Origin of the sequence: Myxococcus sp. XM-1-1-1 (assembly GCF_020037095.1) — a bacterium.
GTDB classification, from domain to species: domain Bacteria; phylum Myxococcota; class Myxococcia; order Myxococcales; family Myxococcaceae; genus Myxococcus; species Myxococcus fulvus.
On sequence record NZ_JAIQDH010000002.1, the window covers coordinates 431,534 to 449,408 of the forward strand.

The 17,875-nt window shown below is 70.5% G+C and carries 13 protein-coding genes; 7 read left to right on the plus strand and 6 right to left on the minus strand.

The window, feature by feature from the left end:
* Nucleotides 1-5 precede the first annotated feature (5 nt).
* The 7 genes from K8640_RS05780 to K8640_RS05810 all read left to right on the plus strand — a co-directional run bounded on the left by K8640_RS05780 (nt 6) and on the right by K8640_RS05810 (nt 9,968).
* Nucleotides 6-896 carry an Hsp33 family molecular chaperone HslO gene (locus K8640_RS05780; protein WP_223746152.1) on the plus strand — a complete coding sequence of 297 codons (891 nt, stop codon included), beginning with the start codon at nt 6-8 and terminating at the stop codon, nt 894-896.
* 34 nt (nt 897-930) lie between these two features.
* On the plus strand, nt 931-1,962 hold the full coding sequence (locus K8640_RS05785) for a Glu/Leu/Phe/Val dehydrogenase dimerization domain-containing protein (RefSeq protein ID WP_223746153.1): 1,032 nt from the start codon (nt 931-933) through the stop codon (nt 1,960-1,962).
* Between the two features lie 48 nt (nt 1,963-2,010).
* Nucleotides 2,011-2,832 (plus strand): phosphoribosyltransferase, encoded by an 822-nt coding sequence (locus K8640_RS05790; RefSeq protein WP_223746154.1) that lies wholly within the window; start codon nt 2,011-2,013, stop codon nt 2,830-2,832.
* A gap of 19 nt (nt 2,833-2,851) precedes the next feature.
* Nucleotides 2,852-4,768 carry a selenocysteine-specific translation elongation factor gene (gene selB / locus K8640_RS05795; protein ID WP_223746155.1) on the plus strand — a complete coding sequence of 639 codons (1,917 nt, stop codon included), beginning with the start codon at nt 2,852-2,854 and terminating at the stop codon, nt 4,766-4,768.
* Nucleotides 4,765-7,281: an ATP-binding protein gene (locus K8640_RS05800; protein WP_223746156.1), complete on the plus strand. Its 2,517-nt coding sequence runs from the start codon at nt 4,765-4,767 to the stop codon at nt 7,279-7,281. Before selB ends, K8640_RS05800 begins: the two co-directional genes overlap by 4 nt.
* The gene (locus K8640_RS05805; RefSeq protein WP_223746157.1) at nt 7,278-8,723 is read left to right on the plus strand and encodes a sigma-54 dependent transcriptional regulator; all 1,446 of its coding nucleotides are present in this window, start codon (nt 7,278-7,280) and stop codon (nt 8,721-8,723) included. The genes K8640_RS05800 and K8640_RS05805 overlap by 4 nt, the downstream gene beginning before the upstream one ends.
* 420 nt (nt 8,724-9,143) lie before the next feature.
* Nucleotides 9,144-9,968, plus strand: coding sequence for a GNAT family N-acetyltransferase (locus K8640_RS05810; RefSeq protein ID WP_223746158.1), 825 nt, complete (start codon nt 9,144-9,146; stop codon nt 9,966-9,968).
* 82 nt (nt 9,969-10,050) lie between these two features.
* On the opposite strand, the gene K8640_RS05815 is transcribed toward K8640_RS05810, so the two are convergent.
* The 6 genes from K8640_RS05815 to nuoF all read right to left on the minus strand — a co-directional run bounded on the left by K8640_RS05815 (nt 10,051) and on the right by nuoF (nt 17,843).
* Nucleotides 10,051-11,610 carry an NADH-quinone oxidoreductase subunit N gene (locus tag K8640_RS05815; protein ID WP_223746474.1) on the minus strand — a complete coding sequence of 520 codons (1,560 nt, stop codon included), beginning with the start codon at nt 11,608-11,610 and terminating at the stop codon, nt 10,051-10,053.
* A 24-nt stretch (nt 11,611-11,634) separates the two neighbouring features.
* A complete protein-coding gene (locus tag K8640_RS05820) occupies nt 11,635-13,365 on the minus strand; it encodes a NuoM family protein (RefSeq protein ID WP_223746159.1) in 1,731 nt (576 codons plus the stop codon).
* The gene (gene nuoL, locus K8640_RS05825) at nt 13,362-15,596 is read right to left on the minus strand and encodes an NADH-quinone oxidoreductase subunit L (protein WP_223746160.1); all 2,235 of its coding nucleotides are present in this window, start codon (nt 15,594-15,596) and stop codon (nt 13,362-13,364) included. Before nuoL ends, K8640_RS05820 begins: the two co-directional genes overlap by 4 nt.
* A gap of 22 nt (nt 15,597-15,618) precedes the next feature.
* Nucleotides 15,619-15,921: an NADH-quinone oxidoreductase subunit NuoK gene (gene nuoK / locus K8640_RS05830; protein ID WP_046711231.1), complete on the minus strand. Its 303-nt coding sequence runs from the start codon at nt 15,919-15,921 to the stop codon at nt 15,619-15,621.
* Nucleotides 15,922-15,996: 75 nt separating this feature from the next.
* Nucleotides 15,997-16,506, minus strand: a complete 510-nt coding sequence (locus K8640_RS05835; RefSeq protein WP_223746161.1) for an NADH-quinone oxidoreductase subunit J — start codon at nt 16,504-16,506, stop codon at nt 15,997-15,999.
* On the minus strand, nt 16,503-17,843 hold the full coding sequence (gene nuoF / locus K8640_RS05840) for an NADH-quinone oxidoreductase subunit NuoF (protein ID WP_223746162.1): 1,341 nt from the start codon (nt 17,841-17,843) through the stop codon (nt 16,503-16,505). The genes K8640_RS05835 and nuoF overlap by 4 nt, the downstream gene beginning before the upstream one ends.
* Nucleotides 17,844-17,875: the final 32 nt, after the last annotated feature.

The window sequence follows — 17,875 nt, forward strand, 5'->3', positions numbered from 1 at the left end:
CTGTCATGTCCGATGAGCTCGTCAGTGGATTGCTGAAGAAGTCCGATGTCCGCGTGGTGCTGGCCCTCACCACGCAGCTGTCCCGCCAGGCCCGGGCCACCCACCACACCGCCCCGGCCGCCGCGGCGCTCCTGTCCCAGTCCCTCACCGCCGCCGCCCTGCTGGGCGCCCTCCAGAAGGGCGACTCCCGCGTCAACCTCCAGCTCGAGTGCGACGGCCCCTTGAGGGGCCTCTTCGTGGACGGCGACACGTCCGGCCTGGTGCGGGGCTACGTGAAGAACACGCTCGTGGAGTACACGGGCAGTGACGACCAGTACCACTGGCGTCCCGTGCTGGGGAACAAGGGCTTCCTCTCCGTCCTGCGCGATTTGGGCGGCGGTGAGCACTACCGCTCCTCGGTGGAGCTGGAGCGCTTCGACCTGGCGGGCGACCTGGAGCGCTACTTCCACCAGTCCGACCAGCTCCCCTCGCATGTGGTGCTCGCGCAGCTGCCCGCCGAGGTGGGCGGCAAGCCGGAGTCCCTGGGCATCGTCGCGGGCCTGCTCGTCCAACCCTTGCCCAACGCCGACCTGGAGGTCTTCCAGGCGCTCGGTGAGCGGCTGCGTCGTGACGCCGAAGGCGCCCTTCGGGCCCATGCCCCCGCGGGTGCGTCCGCGGTGCTGCGGGCGCTGCTGCCGGAGGCGGACTTCGAGGTGATGGCCCGCTATCCGTTGCGCTTCGGCTGCTCGTGCAGCGAGGACCGCGTGAAGCGCGCGCTGCTCGCCATGGGGCGCGAGGAGCTCCAGGACCTGCTGGAGAAGGAAGGGCAGGCTGAAGCAACGTGTCAATTCTGCACGACGCGCTATGTCATTCCAGGAGATGAAATTCGGCGCATGTTGGAGAGCGGCTCGGTTTGACTTGGGTGCGTGGCCTCGGTAGAGGCCGCGCGCCATGAGTTACTTCACGCAACTGCTCGAAGGCGGCTACGAGGCCGTCCACCTGCTCAGCGATTCCCGCACGGGACTTCGCGCCATCGTCGGAATGCACAACACGCGACTCGGCCCTGGGCTGGGTGGCACGCGTGCCTTGTCCACGTACACCAGCGAGGAGGAGGCCGTCGCGGACGCGCTCCGGCTGGCGCGCGGGATGACGTACAAGGCGGCGCTCGCGGGCCTGCCGCACGGAGGTGGCAAGGCGGTCATCATGCTGCCCCGCGGCAACTTCGACCGGCCGAAGCTGTTCGAGTCCTTCGGTCGCGCGGTGGAGTCGCTCGGCGGCCGCTACATCACCACCGAGGACAGCGGCACCAGCACCGACGATATGGAGCACGTGCGCAAGCACACGAAGAACGTCGTCGGCCTGAAGGAGCGCAGCGGAGACCCGTCGCCCGTCACGGCGTACGGCGTGGCGCGCGCCATGGAGGCCACGGCCAAGCACGTCTTCGGCAGCGCGGACCTCAAGGGCCTGCGCGTCACCGTGCTGGGCGTGGGCCACGTGGGCATGTACCTGGTGAAGGAGCTGCACGAGCGCGGCGCCCAGATTTTCGTCAGCGACATCAACGCGGCCAGCGTGGAGCACGCGGTGAAGCAGTACGGCGCCACGGCGGTGGACGCGGACACCCTGCACCGCATGGAGGCGGACGTGTACGCCCCGTGCGCGCTGGGCGGCGCCATCAACGACACCACGCTGCCCCTGCTCAAGGTGAAGGCGGTGTGTGGAGCAGCCAACAATCAGCTGCTCACCATGCGCCACGGCGAGCAGCTGGCCAGCCGGGGCATCCTGTACGTGCCCGACTACGCGGCCAACGCGGGCGGCCTCATCAACGTCGCCCAGGAGTGGGCGGGGTATGACCGGGAGAAGGCGTACGCCCGGGCGGCGAACATCTTCGACACCATCGACACGGTGCTGCGGCGCGCGAAGGAGTCGGGCCTGCGCCCCGAGCAGGTCGCGGACCGGATGGTGGAGGAGAAGCTCCAGGCCTGAGGGCCGTGAGGGCCCCACCGCCTCGTGTGTCCATGAGGTGGTGGGGACGTGAGCGGGGATGTGGCCAGGGCGCGCGCCTCGGGGTATGACGGGGCCGCACTTCAGCCGGAGCTCACCGCCGTGGCCACCAAGCGGGCAGCACCCGGGCCCAAGGCCCAGGGCAAGCGCAAGCCCACCGCGAAATCCTCCCCGAAGCCTTCGTCGTCGAAGAAGGCCCCCGCGAAGTCTCGCGCCGCGTCGCCGTCCGCGGCCGCGCGCGCGCAGGCGCAGAAGCTGGTCTCCATCCCGACGGACATGGTCCTGGCCCCGCAAGCCGAGGCCCCCCGTCAGCCCACGGGCAAGGACCAGTCGCGCAAGCGCACCGCGGGCGTGCTGCGCGAGCTGTCCTGGGCGCAGCTGGACCGCGCCGTGCAGCAGATGGCCCACGACATCCGCGAGTCCTTCCAGCCCGAGGCCGTGGTGGGCGTGGCGCACGGCGGCGTGTTCGTGGGCGGCGCGCTGGCGTCGGCGCTCGGGTGCGCGTTCTTCCCGGTGCGCATCAGCCGCCGCAGCAGGGACCGCGGTGACAAGGCGCACCCGCGGGGTGGACCGAAGCCCGCGAACGAGATGCCGCGCGAGCTGAAGGGCAAGCGCGTGCTCATCGTCGACGACGTGGCGTCCAGCGGAGACACGCTGGAGCTGGCCATGGCCCTGGCGCGCGAGGCGGGGGCGAAGAAGGTGTCCACGGCGTGCCTGGTGGTGAAGCCGGACGCGTACGCGCCCCAGTTCGCGGGCATCTCCACGGGGGCGCTCGTCGTCTTCCCGTGGGACTACGCGCCCGGCACCGGTGACGCGCGCTTCGACGAGGACCCGGACAAGGCGGGCGCCTGAGCCGTCCCGCGGTGATGCGATGATTGTCGGCACGGCGGGCCACATCGACCACGGCAAGACGTCGTTGGTGAAGGCCCTCACCGGCATCGACACGGACCGGCTCCAGGAGGAGAAGCGCCGGGGCATCACCCTGGAGCTGGGCTTCGCGCACCTGACGCTGGATGACGGCACGGTGGCGGGCGTGGTCGACGTGCCCGGCCATGAGCGCTTCGTGAAGGCGATGGCCGCGGGCGCGGGCGGCGTGGACCTGGCGGTGCTGGTGGTCGCGTCGGACGAGGGCGTGATGCCCCAGACGCGCGAGCACCTGGACATCTGCCGGCTGCTGGGTGTTCGCGCTGGCGTCGTCGCGCTCACCAAGTCGGACCTGCTGGCGGAGCCCGGGCCCGAGTGGCGCGCGCTGGTGGAGGCCGACCTCGCCGCGCTCACCGCGGGCTCGTTCCTGGAGGGCGCGCCCGTGGTGCCGTGCTCCGTGCGCACGGGCGAAGGGCTCGCGGCGCTGCGCGCGGCGCTCACCCGGGCCGTGGGCTCGCTGGGGAAGCGTCCCTCGGAGGGGCCGACCTTCCTGCCGGTGGACCGCGTGTTCACGCTCAAGGGCTTCGGCACGGTGGTGACGGGCACGCTGCTGTCGGGCACGGTGGCGGTGGACGACGCGGTGTCGCTCCTGCCGGGCACGCCCGGGCCGCTGCGCGTGCGCGGGGTGCAGCAGCATGGCCGGGCGGTGACTCGGGTGGAGGCGGGCCAGCGCGCCGCGGTGAACCTGCCGGGCGTGGAGCCGGAGGCGCTCCACCGCGGGCAGGTGCTGACGCGCGCCGGAGAGCTGCCCGAGACGCGCATGCTCGACGTGGAGCTGACGCTGCTGCCCTCCGCGCCGTCTCCGCTGCCGCGCCGTCGCAAGCTGCTCTTGCACCTGGGCACCGCGCAGGTGGAGGCCACGGTGGCGCTGCTGGACGTGGAGCGCCTGGAGCCCGGTGAGACGACGCTCGCGCAGCTGCGCCTGGACGCACCCGTGGCCGCGCTCGTGGGGCAGCGCTTCATCCTCCGGGGCTCACGCGCGCTGCCGGGGCGGGGCGCGACGGTGGCGGGCGGGCGCGTGCTGTCGATTTCCCCGCCGAGGCGCCGCAAGGGCGGCGCGTCCATCGTGGCGCCGCTGCGCGAGGCGGACCCGGCGGGGCAGGTGGCGTGGCTGCTCCGGCAGGCGGGCTATGCGGGGCTCACGCAGCAGGCGCTGTTCGGCCGCTCGGCCTTGGGGCCCAAGGTGCTCACGCGCGCGCTGGAGCTCCTGGGCGCCCGGGGCGCGGTGGTGCTGTTGGACCGGGAGAGCCGGCTGTACCTGTCCGGAGAAGTGCTCGAGGGGTTGCAAGGTCGGGCGCTCGCGGTGCTGGCGGCCTTCCATGAGCGTGAGCCCTTGCGTGAGGGGCTGTCCCGCGAGGAGCTCCGCCAGCGGCTGTCCGGTGAGTTGGATGCGAGGGCCTTCCAGCGGGTGTTGCAGGGGCTGGGGGACGCCGGGAAGCTGGAGGTCGAGCGGGACCTGGTCCGCCTGAAGGGGCGTGGACGCGCGCTGTCGTTGGGGGACGAGGCGGCGCGAGCGCGGCTCGCCGCGGAGCTGTCCGCCGCGGGCCTGGCGCCGCCCACCGAGGGCGAGCTGTCCCAGAAGCTCCAGCTCCCGGCGCCCCGCCTGCGCGAGCTGCTGAAGCTCCTGGTGGCCGAGGGCAAGGTGGTGCGCGTCAGCGAGGAGCTGTGCTTCGACGCGGGCTGTCTGGAGGCCTTGAAGGAACGGCTGGTTGCCCACCTGCGCGAGAAGAAGGACATTACCACCCAGTCCTTCAAGGAATTGGTGGGACAGAGCCGCAAGTTCGTCATCCCTCTGTCCGAGTACTTCGACCGGGAGAAGGTGACGCTCCGGGTGGGCGAGAAGCGGGTTCTGCGTCGCGGATGAGCACCAGCCACTACAGCGAGGCGTCGCTGCGCGCCCTCATCGAGCCCTTCGGCAACCCCGTGCTCGCGGTGGTGGACGGGCGTGTGTCCGCGGCCAATGACGCCTACCTCGCGCTCTTGGGACTGCCCCGCGAGCGGGTGGAGGGGCGCTCCGTGATGGACTTCGTCCAGCCCGAGGAGCGCAGCCGGCTCATCGAGCGCTACCGCCTGGTGGAGTCCGGCGGGGCCATGGAGGCGAGGACGCAGGTCTACCAGGTGCCCTCGGCCGACGGCGTCACGCGCGAGGTCGCCCTCTACGCGTCCCGCATCGTGCTGGAGGACGGGCGGCACGTGCTGCTGCTCAACCTGCTGCCGCTGACGGACAAGCCCCCCGAGCTGTCCATGGCGGAGCGGCTGGTGGAGACCTCCGCGAGCCTGGTGTCCGCGCACTCCGAGGACGCGGTGCGCCGGGTGGCCCTCAAGGGCCTGGAGGCCGCGGGCTTCCGGGTGCGGCTGCTGCGCTGGGATGGCCTGCGGCTCAACGCGCTGGATGGCGGTGCTCCGCCGCCGGACGTCGCCCTGGGGCTGGAGGCGCTGTCGGACGGGCGCCCCGTGTTCGGCGGCGCCGAGCGGGCCTCGCCCACGCACGTGTACCTGCCCGTCGGAGGCCCCCAGGTGGAGGTCCTGCGCGTGGAGGGCCCGTGGGTGGCGCCCCGGCATGGCTCGGTGCTGACGCTCTTCGCGAAGGTGGTGGGCGCGGCGCTGACGGACGCGCGCGTGCAGTCGGACAGCACGCGCAGCCGGTGGGAGGTGGGGGCCGTCGCGGAGATGGCGCGCTTCGTGGCGCGGCCGATTCCGCCCACGCCCGAGGACTTTCTCTCGCGCGTGTCGGAGTTGCTGCTGTCCGAGGCCGCGGCGCTGCACCTGACCCGGGGCACGGAGGGGCCGCTGGTGCTGTCGGCCCACGTGGGCCTGACGGAGGTGGTGGGCCCGGGCGGCGACGTGGCGCGGCTGGGTGGGGTGATGGGCGGCTCGGTGCCGGACGCGCTGGATGGCGACCTCACCAGCGAGGCGCAGGCGCGAGCGCTGCGTGAGGCCTCGCAGGGCACGTTGGGCAGCGGCGCGGCGGTGCGGCTGGCGCGGGGCGGTGAGGTGTGCGGCGTGCTCCAGGTGCTGCGCGCGCCGGACCGGCCCTTCGACGCGCGGGACGTGCGGCTGTTGGGGACGCTGTCGGAGCTGCTGATGACGCTGCTCGAGCAGCGCCGGCTGCGCTCGGAGTCCGCGCGCCAGCTCACCGAGACGCGGCTGCTCCTGGACCTGGCCCGGACGACATCGGGCGTGCTGGAGACCTCGAGCATCCTCGACGTGGCGTCGGACTTCCTCGTCCACCTGCTGGATGTCTCCAACTGCTACATCATGCTGTACGACGAGAGCGCGAAGGTGCTCCGGGGCGCGGCGGCCTCCGCGGCGCACCGCGACTTCTTCCGCACGGTGGTGTTGTCGCTCTCCAGTGACAGCGTGGCGGCGCGCGCCGCGCGCGAGCGCAAGCCGGTGGTCATCGAGGACGTGGAGGCGTCCGGCGGCGGCTTCAATCCGCAGCTCGTGCAGCGCTTCGGGGAGAAGGCGCTGCTGGCGCTGCCGCTCACCTCGCGCGAGGAGCTCATCGGCGTGGTGCTGGTGGACGACACGCGCCGCGCGCGGACGTTCAGCCCGGAGCTGGTGGAGCTGGCGGAGGCCACGTGTGGCCAGCTGTCGCTCTCCATTGCCAACGCGCGCCTGTACGAGTCGCTGTGGGCCAGCTATGCGGAGCTGGCCGCCACGCGCGCGGAGATGGTGAAGCGCGAGCGGCTGGCCGCGCTGGGCGAGCTGTCCGCCATCGTCGCCCACGAGGTGCGAAACCCCCTGGGCGTCATCTTCAACGCGGTGGCCTCGCTGCGCCGGCTGCTGGAGCCCTCCGGCGACGCGGCCATGCTGCTGGACATCCTGGGCGAGGAGAGCGACCGCCTCAACCGCATGGTCGGTGATTTGCTCGACTACACCCGGCCCCGCGACCCCGTGCTCCAGCACGAGGACCTGAGCCGCGTGCTCCAGGACTCGCTGGAGGCGGCGCGCGCGCAGGGGGGGGCGCCGGACCGGCCGGTGCGAATCGACGCGGAGGTGGAGCAGGGGCTGCCGCCCGTGCCCATGGACCGCCGGCTCATCCGCCAGGCGCTGGTCAACGTGGCCGTCAACGCCATCCAGTCCATGCCGCAAGGGGGGCTGGTGCAGGTGCGCGCGCGCCGCGAGGCCCACGCGGGCCGCGAGCAGCTGCGCATCGACGTGGCGGACCAGGGGCCGGGGATTCCCGCCGAGCTGCTCCACCGCGTCTTCGAGCCCTTCTTCACCACCAAGGCCCAGGGCACCGGCCTGGGGCTGGCTGTCGTGAAACGAATCCTCGAGGAGCACCGCGGCGAAATCGCCGTGGACAGCACCCCCGGTCGCGGTACCACCTTCACCTTCCGGCTTCCCCTCTCGCAGCCCCCGTCCTTCCCATGACCGACGCGAACCTCCCGCCGTCCCGCGGACGCATCCTCGTCGTGGACGACCAGCGCAACATGCGCGCGACCACCGCGCTGCTCCTGCGCGCCGAGCACTACACCGTCTTCGAGGCGGGCACCGGCGAGGAGGCCCTGGCGCACCTGTCCGGTGGCAGCATGGACCTGCTCCTGACGGACCTGAAGATGGAGCCCATGGACGGGCTCACGCTGCTCCGGCGCGCGCTGGAGGTGGCCCCTCGGCTGCAGGTCATCATGATGACGGCCTTCGGCTCCATCGAGAGCGCGGTGGAGGCCATGCGGCTGGGCGCGTACGACTACGTCACCAAGCCGTTCAAGGAGAGCGAGCTGCGCTACCGCGTGGAGCGCGCCCTGGAGCGCGCGCGCCTCTTGCGCGACGTGGACAACCTGGCCACGGACTTCAACGAGCGCCACGGCCTGTCCGCGCTGGTGGGGCGCAGCGCCGCCATGAGGGACCTCACGTCGCGGCTGATGCGCGTGGCGCAGAGCGACGCCACGGTGCTCATCCAGGGCGAGAGCGGCACGGGCAAGGAGCTGGTGGCGCGCGCGCTCCACGCGCACAGCCGCCGCAAGGGGCGCTCCTTCGTGCCCGTCAACTGCGCGGCCATCAGCGAGACGTTGCTGGAGAGCGAGCTGTTCGGCCACGCGAAGGGCGCCTTCACCGGCGCGGTGAAGGCCCGCCGGGGCCTGTTCGAGGAGGCCGACGGCGGCACCCTCTTCATCGACGAGGTGACGGAGACCAGCCCCACCTTCCAGTCGAAGCTCCTGCGCGCGCTGCAGGAGGGCGAGGTGCGCCGCGTGGGCGAGTCCACCGCGCTGCGCGTGGACGTGCGCACCGTGGCGGCCACCAACCGCGACATCGAGCAGGAGGTGCGCGAGAAGCGCTTCCGCCAGGACCTCTACTACCGCCTCAACGTGGTGACGCTGCGCGTGCCGCCCCTGCGCGAGCGGCTGGATGACGTGCCCGCGCTCGCCGAGCACTTCCTGGGGCGCGCCAACGCCCGCAGCCCCAACCCCCGGCGCCTGTCCGCCGCCGCGGTGACGCACCTGATGAGCTACGACTTCCCCGGCAACGTGCGCGAGCTGGAGAACCTGGTCGAACAGGCCGCCGCGCTCTCGGAGAGCGACGAGCTGCTGCCCGAGGACTTCCCCCTGCGCCAGGCCCGCCTGACGCCCGTCGCCGGCACCCACTCCCTGGGCACCCTGGACGGCCCGGGCAGCCTGCCCCCTGGGACCAGCGCGGGGCCCACCCTGGCCCAGGTGGTCGAGGACGCCGAGCGCCGCGCCATCGCCCAGTCCCTGGAGCGCCACGGCGTGGACCTGGCCCGCGTCGCCGACGAGCTGGGCGTCTCCTCCACCACCCTGTGGCGCAAGATGAAGCGCCTCAACCTCCGGCCGCCCAACGAGGTGGGTCGGGAGTAGGGTGGAGTTGGACGTGTAACTTTTGCGCACCCGTGGATTCAGATCCGAAATGAACGGGGTTCATCGGTGAAAAACACAACCGCCCGGACTCATTGGAGATTTTCAGTTCTGAAAGCCGATTGCAGGGCTGAAATGCAATCGCCGGGGTGGGCCAATGTTGGGCAGACCTCTAAGTGCCTGAGAAAACTGGAGTTTGTCTCAAATCGGGGTCTGGCACGGCGACTGCTATAGGTTCACGCGGGACACATCGAAGCGAGGCTGAAGGCGGTTCCCCCCCACCCCTTCAGCACTTCCGGTGAGTCACCTTCAGAAGACCCGCGGCCCGACCCTCCCCTGGAGTGTCGGGCCGCCTTCTTTTGTGCCGTCGGACGTTGAGTCAGGCTCGCGTCGGTATCGCTCCTTCTAACCGGAGGCAGGCCGATGACGGTGGATGTGGGGCCGTGTCCGTGGGTGCAGCGGCCCGGACGCGCCGACGATTACCCGACGTACGTCAGGCTGTTCGCGGAGCTGGGGCTGGAGGACCCTCCGCCGCCAGCGTCCATGTGGGAGCAGGAGCTGGCAGCTCGCACCTTCCTGGTGGAGGGGCCGGGTGGGGTGGTGGGGTACACGTCCACCGAGGCGCTGGGCGTCATGGGGTACGTGGGCCAGCTCGTGGTGGCGCCCGAGGCGCGTCGTCAGGGGCTGGGGCGGTGGATGATGCTGAGGACGGCCGAGCGCTTCCGCGCGCAGGGCTGCCAGCACTGGTCCCTCACGGTGGTGCGCGACAACATGCCGGCCCTGGAGCTGTATGGCTCGCTGGGGATGCGGCGCGCGCGGCAGGCCACGGACCTGGAGGTGACGCGGGCCCACGTGGCCGCGTTGCCGGAGGCGCCCCGGGGCCCGCGCGTGTCGCCCGTGGAGTCGTCGGATTGGGCGCCGCTGACGGAGGCCTTCGGGATGATTCCGGGCAAGCTCGCGCGCTTCTCGTCACTGGCCTCGCACCAGCTCTGGAAGCTGACGCGGGGCACGGAGCTGCTGGGGCTGATGGACCTGCGCTCCGGCGGCGCGGTGCTCTATCCCTTCTTCGCGGTGTCCCTCGCGCATGCCCGCGCGCTCCTGGAGGACGCCTTCGCCCGCGTGGGGCCCGCGCGTCAGTCGATGGGCGTGGTGATGACGGACAACGAGCCCCTGGTGGCGGCCCTGCGGAAGGCGGGCGCCCGCACGCGCCTGGAGACGTACGAGCTGCGCGGCGAGCTCCCGGGCTGACCTCACGTGCCCCTGAAAGACGACGCCCGCCCGGGCACGAGGCCGGGGCGGGCGGGGTCGACGGGCTCGCGGCCCGCGAAGGCTACTGACCGAACAGGCTGCTGGCCTGCACCAGCCACGCGGTGACGGGGCCGGGGAGGATGCCCAGCACCACCACGGCCGCGGTGGAGAGCACCAGGGCCAGCTCGGTGGACCAGCTGCGCTCCAGCACCTGGGCGCCCTCGGGCACCGGGCGCATGAACATGTAGACCACCACGCGCAGGTAGTAATAGACGCCCGCCGCGCTGGAGAGCACGCCGATGATGGCCAGGCCGATGAGGCCCGCGTCCACCGCGCTCTGGAACACGAGCAGCTTGCTCATGAAGCCGATGGTGGGAGGAATCCCGCCCAGCGACAGCATGAACGCGGCCATGGCCACGGCCCAACCCGGACGCCGCTGCGCCAGGCCACTGAAGCGCTCCAAATCCCAGGCGGTGCCCTTCTCCTCGTCCTCGCGACGCTCGAGCACGGACACCAGGGTGAAGGCGCCCACCGCGCTGAAGGTGTAGGCCAGCAGGTAGAAGAGGATGCCGCGCAGCGCCTGCGAGCGCGCCAGCTCCAGCGGCGAGCCACCCGTCAGCTCCGACGGGCCCAGGAGGCGGAACTGCTCGCCCGGCGCCGTGACGAACAGCGCCGCCACGCCCACCAGGAGGTAGCCGGCGTGGGCGATGGACGAGTACGCCAGCATGCGCTTCACGTTGCGCTGCGGAATCGCCAGCAGGTTGCCCACCACCATGGTGAGGAAGGCCAGGGTGGAGAACAGCACCAGCGGCATCTGCGGGTCGATGCCCTTGCCCACCGTCAGGAACACGCGCACCAGCGCCGCGAAGGCGGCCGCCTTCACGCCCGCGCTCATCAGCGCGGTGACGGGGGTGGGGGCGCCCTCGTAGACGTCCGGCGTCCACATGTGGAACGGCACCGCGGCCACCTTGAAGGCGAAGCCGGAGCCCAGGAGGATGAGGCCCGCGTAGACCAGCGCCGGCTGCTGGGCGAGCGCCGTCGACAGCGGCCCGGCCATGGCCGTCAGCGTGGTGGTGCCGGTGGCGCCGTACAGCAGCGCCGCGCCGTACAGCAGCACCGCGGACGAGAACGCGCCCAGGATGAAGTACTTGAAGCCCGCCTCGGAGGGCCGCGTCCCGCGCCGCAGGTACGACGTCAGCGCGTACGTGGCGATGGAGAGGACCTCCAGGTTGACGAACAGGGTGATGAGCTCGTTGGACAGGGCCAGCAGGCTCATGCCCGCCGCGGCGAACAGCATCAGCGCGTAGAACTCACCGCGCTCCGCGCCGCGCTTGCGCAGGAAGCTCACCGAGCTGAGCGACGCCAGCCCCAGGCCCACGCACACCACGAAGGTGAGGAAGCTGGAGAAGGGGTCCAGCACGCCGAAGCCGAGGAACGCCTCGTGCGCCGGCTCGAACATGTTGGACACGGCCACGGCGCCGGCCGCCACCGCCGCCACCACGGAGAGCACGGCCTGGTAGGACCGCGACGCGGTGCTGCTGAGGAACACCTCCGACAGCAGCAGGATGCAGGCTCCCACCACCAGGATGATGGCGGGAATCAGCGGGAGGAAGTCTGCCAGGGTCAGATTGGGCAGGGGCAAGGTCATGGCGAGGGCTCAGTCGGCTTACGGCCGGGACGAGGGGACGGCCCGGGCGGCGAGCGGGGCAGGGGCGCTCGGGGCTGCCACGGTGGGGTTGGCCGGCAGGGACATCACCTCCACGCGCACCTGGTCGGCCTGCACACCCGCTCCGGGCGTGCCCACGCGGGCGCGGGACAGGAAGCGCTCCGTGGACGGCTCGATGCGGTCCAGGAAGGGCTGGGGCATCAGGCCCATCACCCCGACGAGGATGATGAAGGGCAGCACCGTCAGGCTCTCGCGCACGTTCATGTCGCGCAGGTGCTGGTTCTCCCGGTGCGTCAGGCCGCCGAAGAACACCTTCTGCACCATCCACAGCATGTACGCCGCGCCCAGGATGACGCCCGTGGTCGCGAACGCGCCGAACACCGCCGTCAGGTGCGGGTTGCCGGCCGCCGCGCCCAGGTCGCTCTTGAACGTGCCGAGCAGCACCAGGAACTCACCGATGAAGCCGTTGGTGCCGGGCACCGCCACCGAGGAGAAGGTGATGATGATGAAGGCCGTGGTGAACACCGGCATCACCTTGGCGATGCCGCCGAAGTCCGCCATCAGGCGGCTGTGGCGCCGCTCGTAGAGGAAGCCGAACAGGAGGAACAGCGCGCCCGTGGACACGCCGTGGTTGAGCATCTGGTACGCGCTGCCCGTGGCGCCCTCCGCCGTCAGCGCGAAGATGCCCAGCATGCAGTAGCCCAGGTGGCTGACGGACGAGTACGCGATGAGCTTCTTGATGTCCCGCTGCGCCAGGCACATCAGCGCCCCGTAGACGATGCCGATGACGGCCAGCGTCGCCAGGAACGGCCGGGCCTGCTGCGCGGCCACCGGGAAGAGCGGAATCGCGTAGCGCCAGAAGCCGAAGGTGCCCATCTTCAGCATCACGCCGGCCAGAATCATGGAGCCGGCCACCGGCGCCTGCACGTGCGCGTCCGGCAGCCACGTGTGCACCGGCCACATCGGCACCTTGATGGCGAACGCCAGCGCGAACGCCGCGAACAGCCAGGGGCCGTAGGTGTGCAGCGTCGCGGCCATGCCCGTCAGCGAATCACACGCGCCCGCGGGTCCCGCCGAGCACGCGGACAGCTGCCGGTTCGCGTCCAGGAGGCCGTTGTAGATGCTCGCGTAGTCGAACGAGCGCGCGCCCGCCGGCGAGCTGATGAAGTACACCGCGATGAGCGCCACCAGCATCAGCAGCGAGCCCACCAGCGTGTAGAGGAAGAACTTCACCGCCGCCATCTGGCGGTCCTCGGCGCCCCACACACCCACCAGCAGGTACATGGGGATGAGCATGGCCTCGAAGAAGATGTAGAACAGCAGCACGTCCAGCGACACCAGCGCGCCCAGCATCGTCGTCTGGAGCACCAGCAGCGCCAGGTGGAACTCCTTGATGCGGTGGCTGATGTACGTGGTGGAGGCCAGCACCACCAGGGGGCCCAGGAACACCGTCAGGAGGATGAGGCTCACCGCCAGGCCATCCACGCCCAGGTGGTAGCTCAGCCCGAACTCCTGGAACCAGGGCACCCGGTACTCGAGCTGGAACTCGGGACCGCCGACCTCGAAGCGTGAGTACGCCCACACGCCGAAGACCAGGTCCACCACCATGCCGATGAACGTGACGGTGCGAATCTGCCCCGCCTCGCCGGCGGGCAGCATCAGCACCAGCGCCGCGAAGACGAGCGGCAGGAAGACGACGAGGTTGAGCAGGTGGGTGTCGAAGAAGCTCATTGCAGCACCTGGATGAGGGCGTAGGCCACGCCGCCGAGCAGGGCGAGGGCCATCACTGCGGCATAGGCCTGGGCGTCGCCCGACTGGACGTAGCGCAGCGCGCTGCCCACGCGCGCCGTCACCCACGCCGTGCCGCGCACCGCCACGGTGTCGATGAGGAGCGCGTCCACCACGCGGAAGAGGATGAAGCTCATGAACTTGATGGGCCGGATGATGGCCAGCTCATACAGCTCGTCCACGTAGAACTTGTTCTGCGCCGCGCGGCGCACCGCCCGAGCATAGGCCGGCGCGGGCTGACCCGCGCGGGACGGGAAGAAGCGCAGGTACAGGAACGCCGCCAGCGCGCCGCCGGAGACGGCCACCAGCCACGCGAAGCCGTAGTCACCCAGCGTGGGGACGCTCGTGTCGAGCTCCACCGTCTTGCCCGTGGCGACCACGCGGTTCATCGCGGCGAACACCGGGCTCAGGAAGTTCTCGAACACCGGCTGCGGACGGCCGTCACCGGGCGCCTTGAGCAGCGGCCACGCGTACACGGAGGCCACCACGCTGAGCACCGCCAGCACCACCAGGGGCAGCGTCATCTGCCACGCGCTCTCGTGCGCGTGCGCCACCTTGGCCTCCTTGGAGCGGGGCCCTTCGAAGGTCAGCAGGTACACGCGCGTCATGTAGAACGCGGTGCACGCGGCGATGAGCAGGCCCAGGTAGTAGACCGCGCTGGACACCCAGTGCAGGCCCGCCAGGTGGTTGTGGTGCACGCCGTGGAAGATGGCGTCCTTCGAGAAGAAGCCGGACAGCGGGATGATGCCGGTGATCGCCAGCGTGGCGACGAAGAAGGTGCCCCACGTCCACTTCATCTCGTGGCGCAGGCCGCCCAGCTTCTTGATGTCCGTCTCGTCCCCGTTGCCGTGCATCACGCTGCCGGCGCCGAGGAACAGACACGCCTTGAAGAACGCGTGCGTCACCAGGTGCAGCACGGCCGCCCAGAAGATGCCCATGCCCACGCCCATGAACATGATGCCCAGCTGGGACACCGTGGAGTAGGCGAGCACCTTCTTGATGTCGTCCTGCGCGAAGGCGATGAGCGCGGCCAGGAGCGACGTCAGCGCGCCGATGATGGCCACCGTGGCCATGGCCGTGGGGCTGAGCACCAGCAGCGCGGACATGCGGCTGAACAGGTACACGCCCGCGGTCACCATCGTCGCGGCGTGGATGAGGGCGGAGACCGGCGTCGGGCCGGCCATGGCGTCCGGCAGCCAGACGTAGAGCGGCAGCTGCGCGCTCTTGCCCGCGGCGCCCAGGAGGAACAGCAGGAGCGCCACCGTCATCACGCCGCCGAACGTGTAGCCCTCCAGGGGGCCCGCGGCGATGGTCGTGGACAGGTCCACCTTGCCGGCGCCGCCCTCGGGCATCGCCTCGGCGAACTTCTGCAGGCCCAGGAAGGTGACGGGGCCCTTGTCCTCGAGCGCGGAGGCGTAGCGCTGGCTGGTGCTGCCCGCCGCCGTGTAGTCGCGCTCGTCGGCCTGCCGGTTGAAGGCGCCGACCATCAGCACCATCAGGAACGTGGCGATGAGGAACGCGAAGTCACCGATGCGGTTGGTGACGAACGCCTTGCGGCCGGCCCACGCCTTGGCGGGGTCCGTGTACCAGAAGCCGATGAGCAGGTAGCTGGCCATGCCCACGCCCTCCCAGCCCACGAAGAGCAGGACCAGGTTGTCGGCCAGCACCAGCGTCAGCATCGCCGCGACGAAGAGGTTCAGGTACGCGAAGAACCGCCAGTAGGCCTCGTCGTGCTCCATGTAGCTGGTGGAGTACAGGTGGATGAGGAAGCCCACGCCGGTGATGACCAGCAGGAGGATGCCGGACAGGTGGTCCACCATCAGCCCGAAGTTCACCCGGAAGTCGCCCACCGAGAACCAGGTGCCGTAGTCGTGCGCAATCGCGTAGCGCACGTAGTCCCGCTCGTTGCCGAACGGGTTCACGATGAAGGACAGGAGCCGGCGGCTCTCCAGGTCCATGGAGCTGGTGGCCCAGAAGGCCAGCACGCTCAGCACGAAGGCGCCCGCGACCGCGGAGCACGCGACCAGGTGCACGTTGGCGCGGCCCAGCATCTTGCCGAACACGCCGCAGATGAACGCGCCCAACAGGGGCAGCGCGATGATGAGCCAGAGCGAGGGCGCCATCACTTCTGGCGCGACCGGCGCGACCTGGAGGAATTCCGAGAAGGTGCTCATGAGTGGGCTCCTGGCGTGTCCGTCAGTGCTTCATGGTCCGGATGTCTTCCACCAGGATGCTGCCTCGGCTCCGGAAGACGGCGATGACGATGGCCAGTCCGATGGCCGCTTCCGCCGCGGCCACCGCGATGACGAAGAAGGCGGAGACGTGCCCGATGCTGTCGCCGTGCATGCGGGCGAAGGCCAGGAACGTCAGGTTCGCCGCGTTGAGCATCAGCTCCACGCACATGAAGACGACCAGTGCGTTGCGGCGCACCAGCACGCCGAACATGCCCATGCAGAACAGGGCGGCGGCAAGCAGGAGGTAGTAGGAGATGGGGACCATGGCCGGTTCGGGGCCTCGCGGGCGGACGACCTGCGCCGCCATCTAGCACAGAAAGTTTGAGGGAGTCGGCTGCGATCAGATTCGCGACTTGGCCACGACGACCGCGCCCACGATGGCCACCAGGAGCAGCAGGCTCACCGCCTCGAAGGGAAGCAGCCACTGGGTGAAGATGACCTGACCCAGCGTCGCCATGGTGCCGAAGGTCGCCTGCGCCTCCACGCCCATGGACGGGGGCGGCCCCGAGGGCAGCTTGCTGAGCGCGATGCCCAGCACCGCCAGGAGGCCCACCGTCGCCACCCCGCCCACGAGCCTCGCCAGCGTGGGCTTTCCACGCGAGGGCGACTCGCTCAGGTTCAGCAGCATGATGACGAACAGGAAGAGCACCATGATGGCGCCCGCGTAGACGAGCACCTGGAGCACCGCCACCGTGTGCGCCCAGAGCAGGACGTACAGCCCGGCCAGGAAGAAGAAGGTGGAGACCAGGGCCATGGCGGAGTTGATGGGACTCCGCGCGAAGATGACCATCCCGGCCGACAGCAGCGTCAGGAGCGCGAACGCCCCGAAGAGGATGAGCTCGATGTTCAAGACCAGTCTCCGAACGAACCCCAGGGCTTGTCGCCGAACGGGCAGCGCTTCTCGCGGATGTGGGCCTCGAACTCGTCCTTGAACCGCATCAGGAACGAGTGCGTGGGCAGCGCCGCCGCGTCACCCAGCGCGCAGATGGTGTTGCCCAGGCCGATGGGCGGGTAGGGGGCGATGGAGGATGCCACGTTGGAGAGCATCTCCACGTCGCCCGGCTCGCCGCGCCCCTCTTCAATCTTGCGCAGAAGGCGCGTCTGCCACGGCGTGCCCTCGCGGCACGGCGTGCACTGGCCGCAGGACTCCTCGGCGTAGAAGCGCGCCACGCGCCACAGGCTGCGCACCATGCAGGTGGAGTCGTCCATGACGATGACGCCGCCGGAGCCCGCCATGGTCTGCTTGACCTTGAGGGCCTCGAACTCCATGGCCACGTCCAGCTCGTCCGCGCCCAGCACCGGCGCCGAGGACCCGCCCGGAATCACGGCCTTCACCTTGCGACCCGCCGGCATGCCCCGGCCGTACTTGTCGTCGTAGATGAGCTCCGCGAGGGTCGTGAACATCGACACCTCGTAGACGCCCGGCCGGTTCACCGTGCCGGACAGGCACACTAGGCGCGTGCCGCCCGACTTGTCCGTGCCCAGCTTCGCGTACCAGTCCGAGCCGCCCGTGAAGACGTGGGGCACGCTGGCGAGCGTCTCCACGTTGTTCACCACCGTGGGGCTGCCGAACAGGCCGACGACGGCGGGGAAGGGGGGCTTCAAGCGCGGCCAGCCCTTCTTGCCCTCCAGGCTCTCCAGCAGGGCCGTCTCCTCGCCGCAGATGTACGCGCCGGCGCCGCGGACCAGGTAGCAGTTGAGCTCGTAGTCCTTGCCCATCAGCTTCTTGCCGAAGATGCCCGCCTTGTACGCCTCGTCGATGGCGGCCTGGCAGCGCTCCGCGGGGAACTTGAACTCGCCGCGCAGGTACACGTAGCAGGTGTGCACGCCCAGCGCGTACGACGCGATGGCGATGCCCTCCAGCATCATGTGCGGGTCGTCCTCGAGGATGTAGCGGTCCTTGAAGGTGCCCGGCTCGGACTCGTCGCCGTTGACCGCGAGGTACTTGGGCTTGGGGCTGTCCTTGGGGACGAAGCTCCACTTCAGGCCCGTGGGGAAGCCGGCGCCGCCGCGACCGCGGAGGTTGGACTTCTTCACCTCGTCGATGATGGCGGCCGGCTGCATCTCCAGCGCCTTCTTCAGACCCTCGTAGCCACCGCGCTTCTTGTAGCTGTCCAACGTCCAGGACTGGGGCTTGCCCCAGGCCGCGGAGATGATCGGGTCGATGCCCTTTGCCGTAGAGGCCATGTGATGACGTCCTGCCTGGGTGAAAGGGTGGC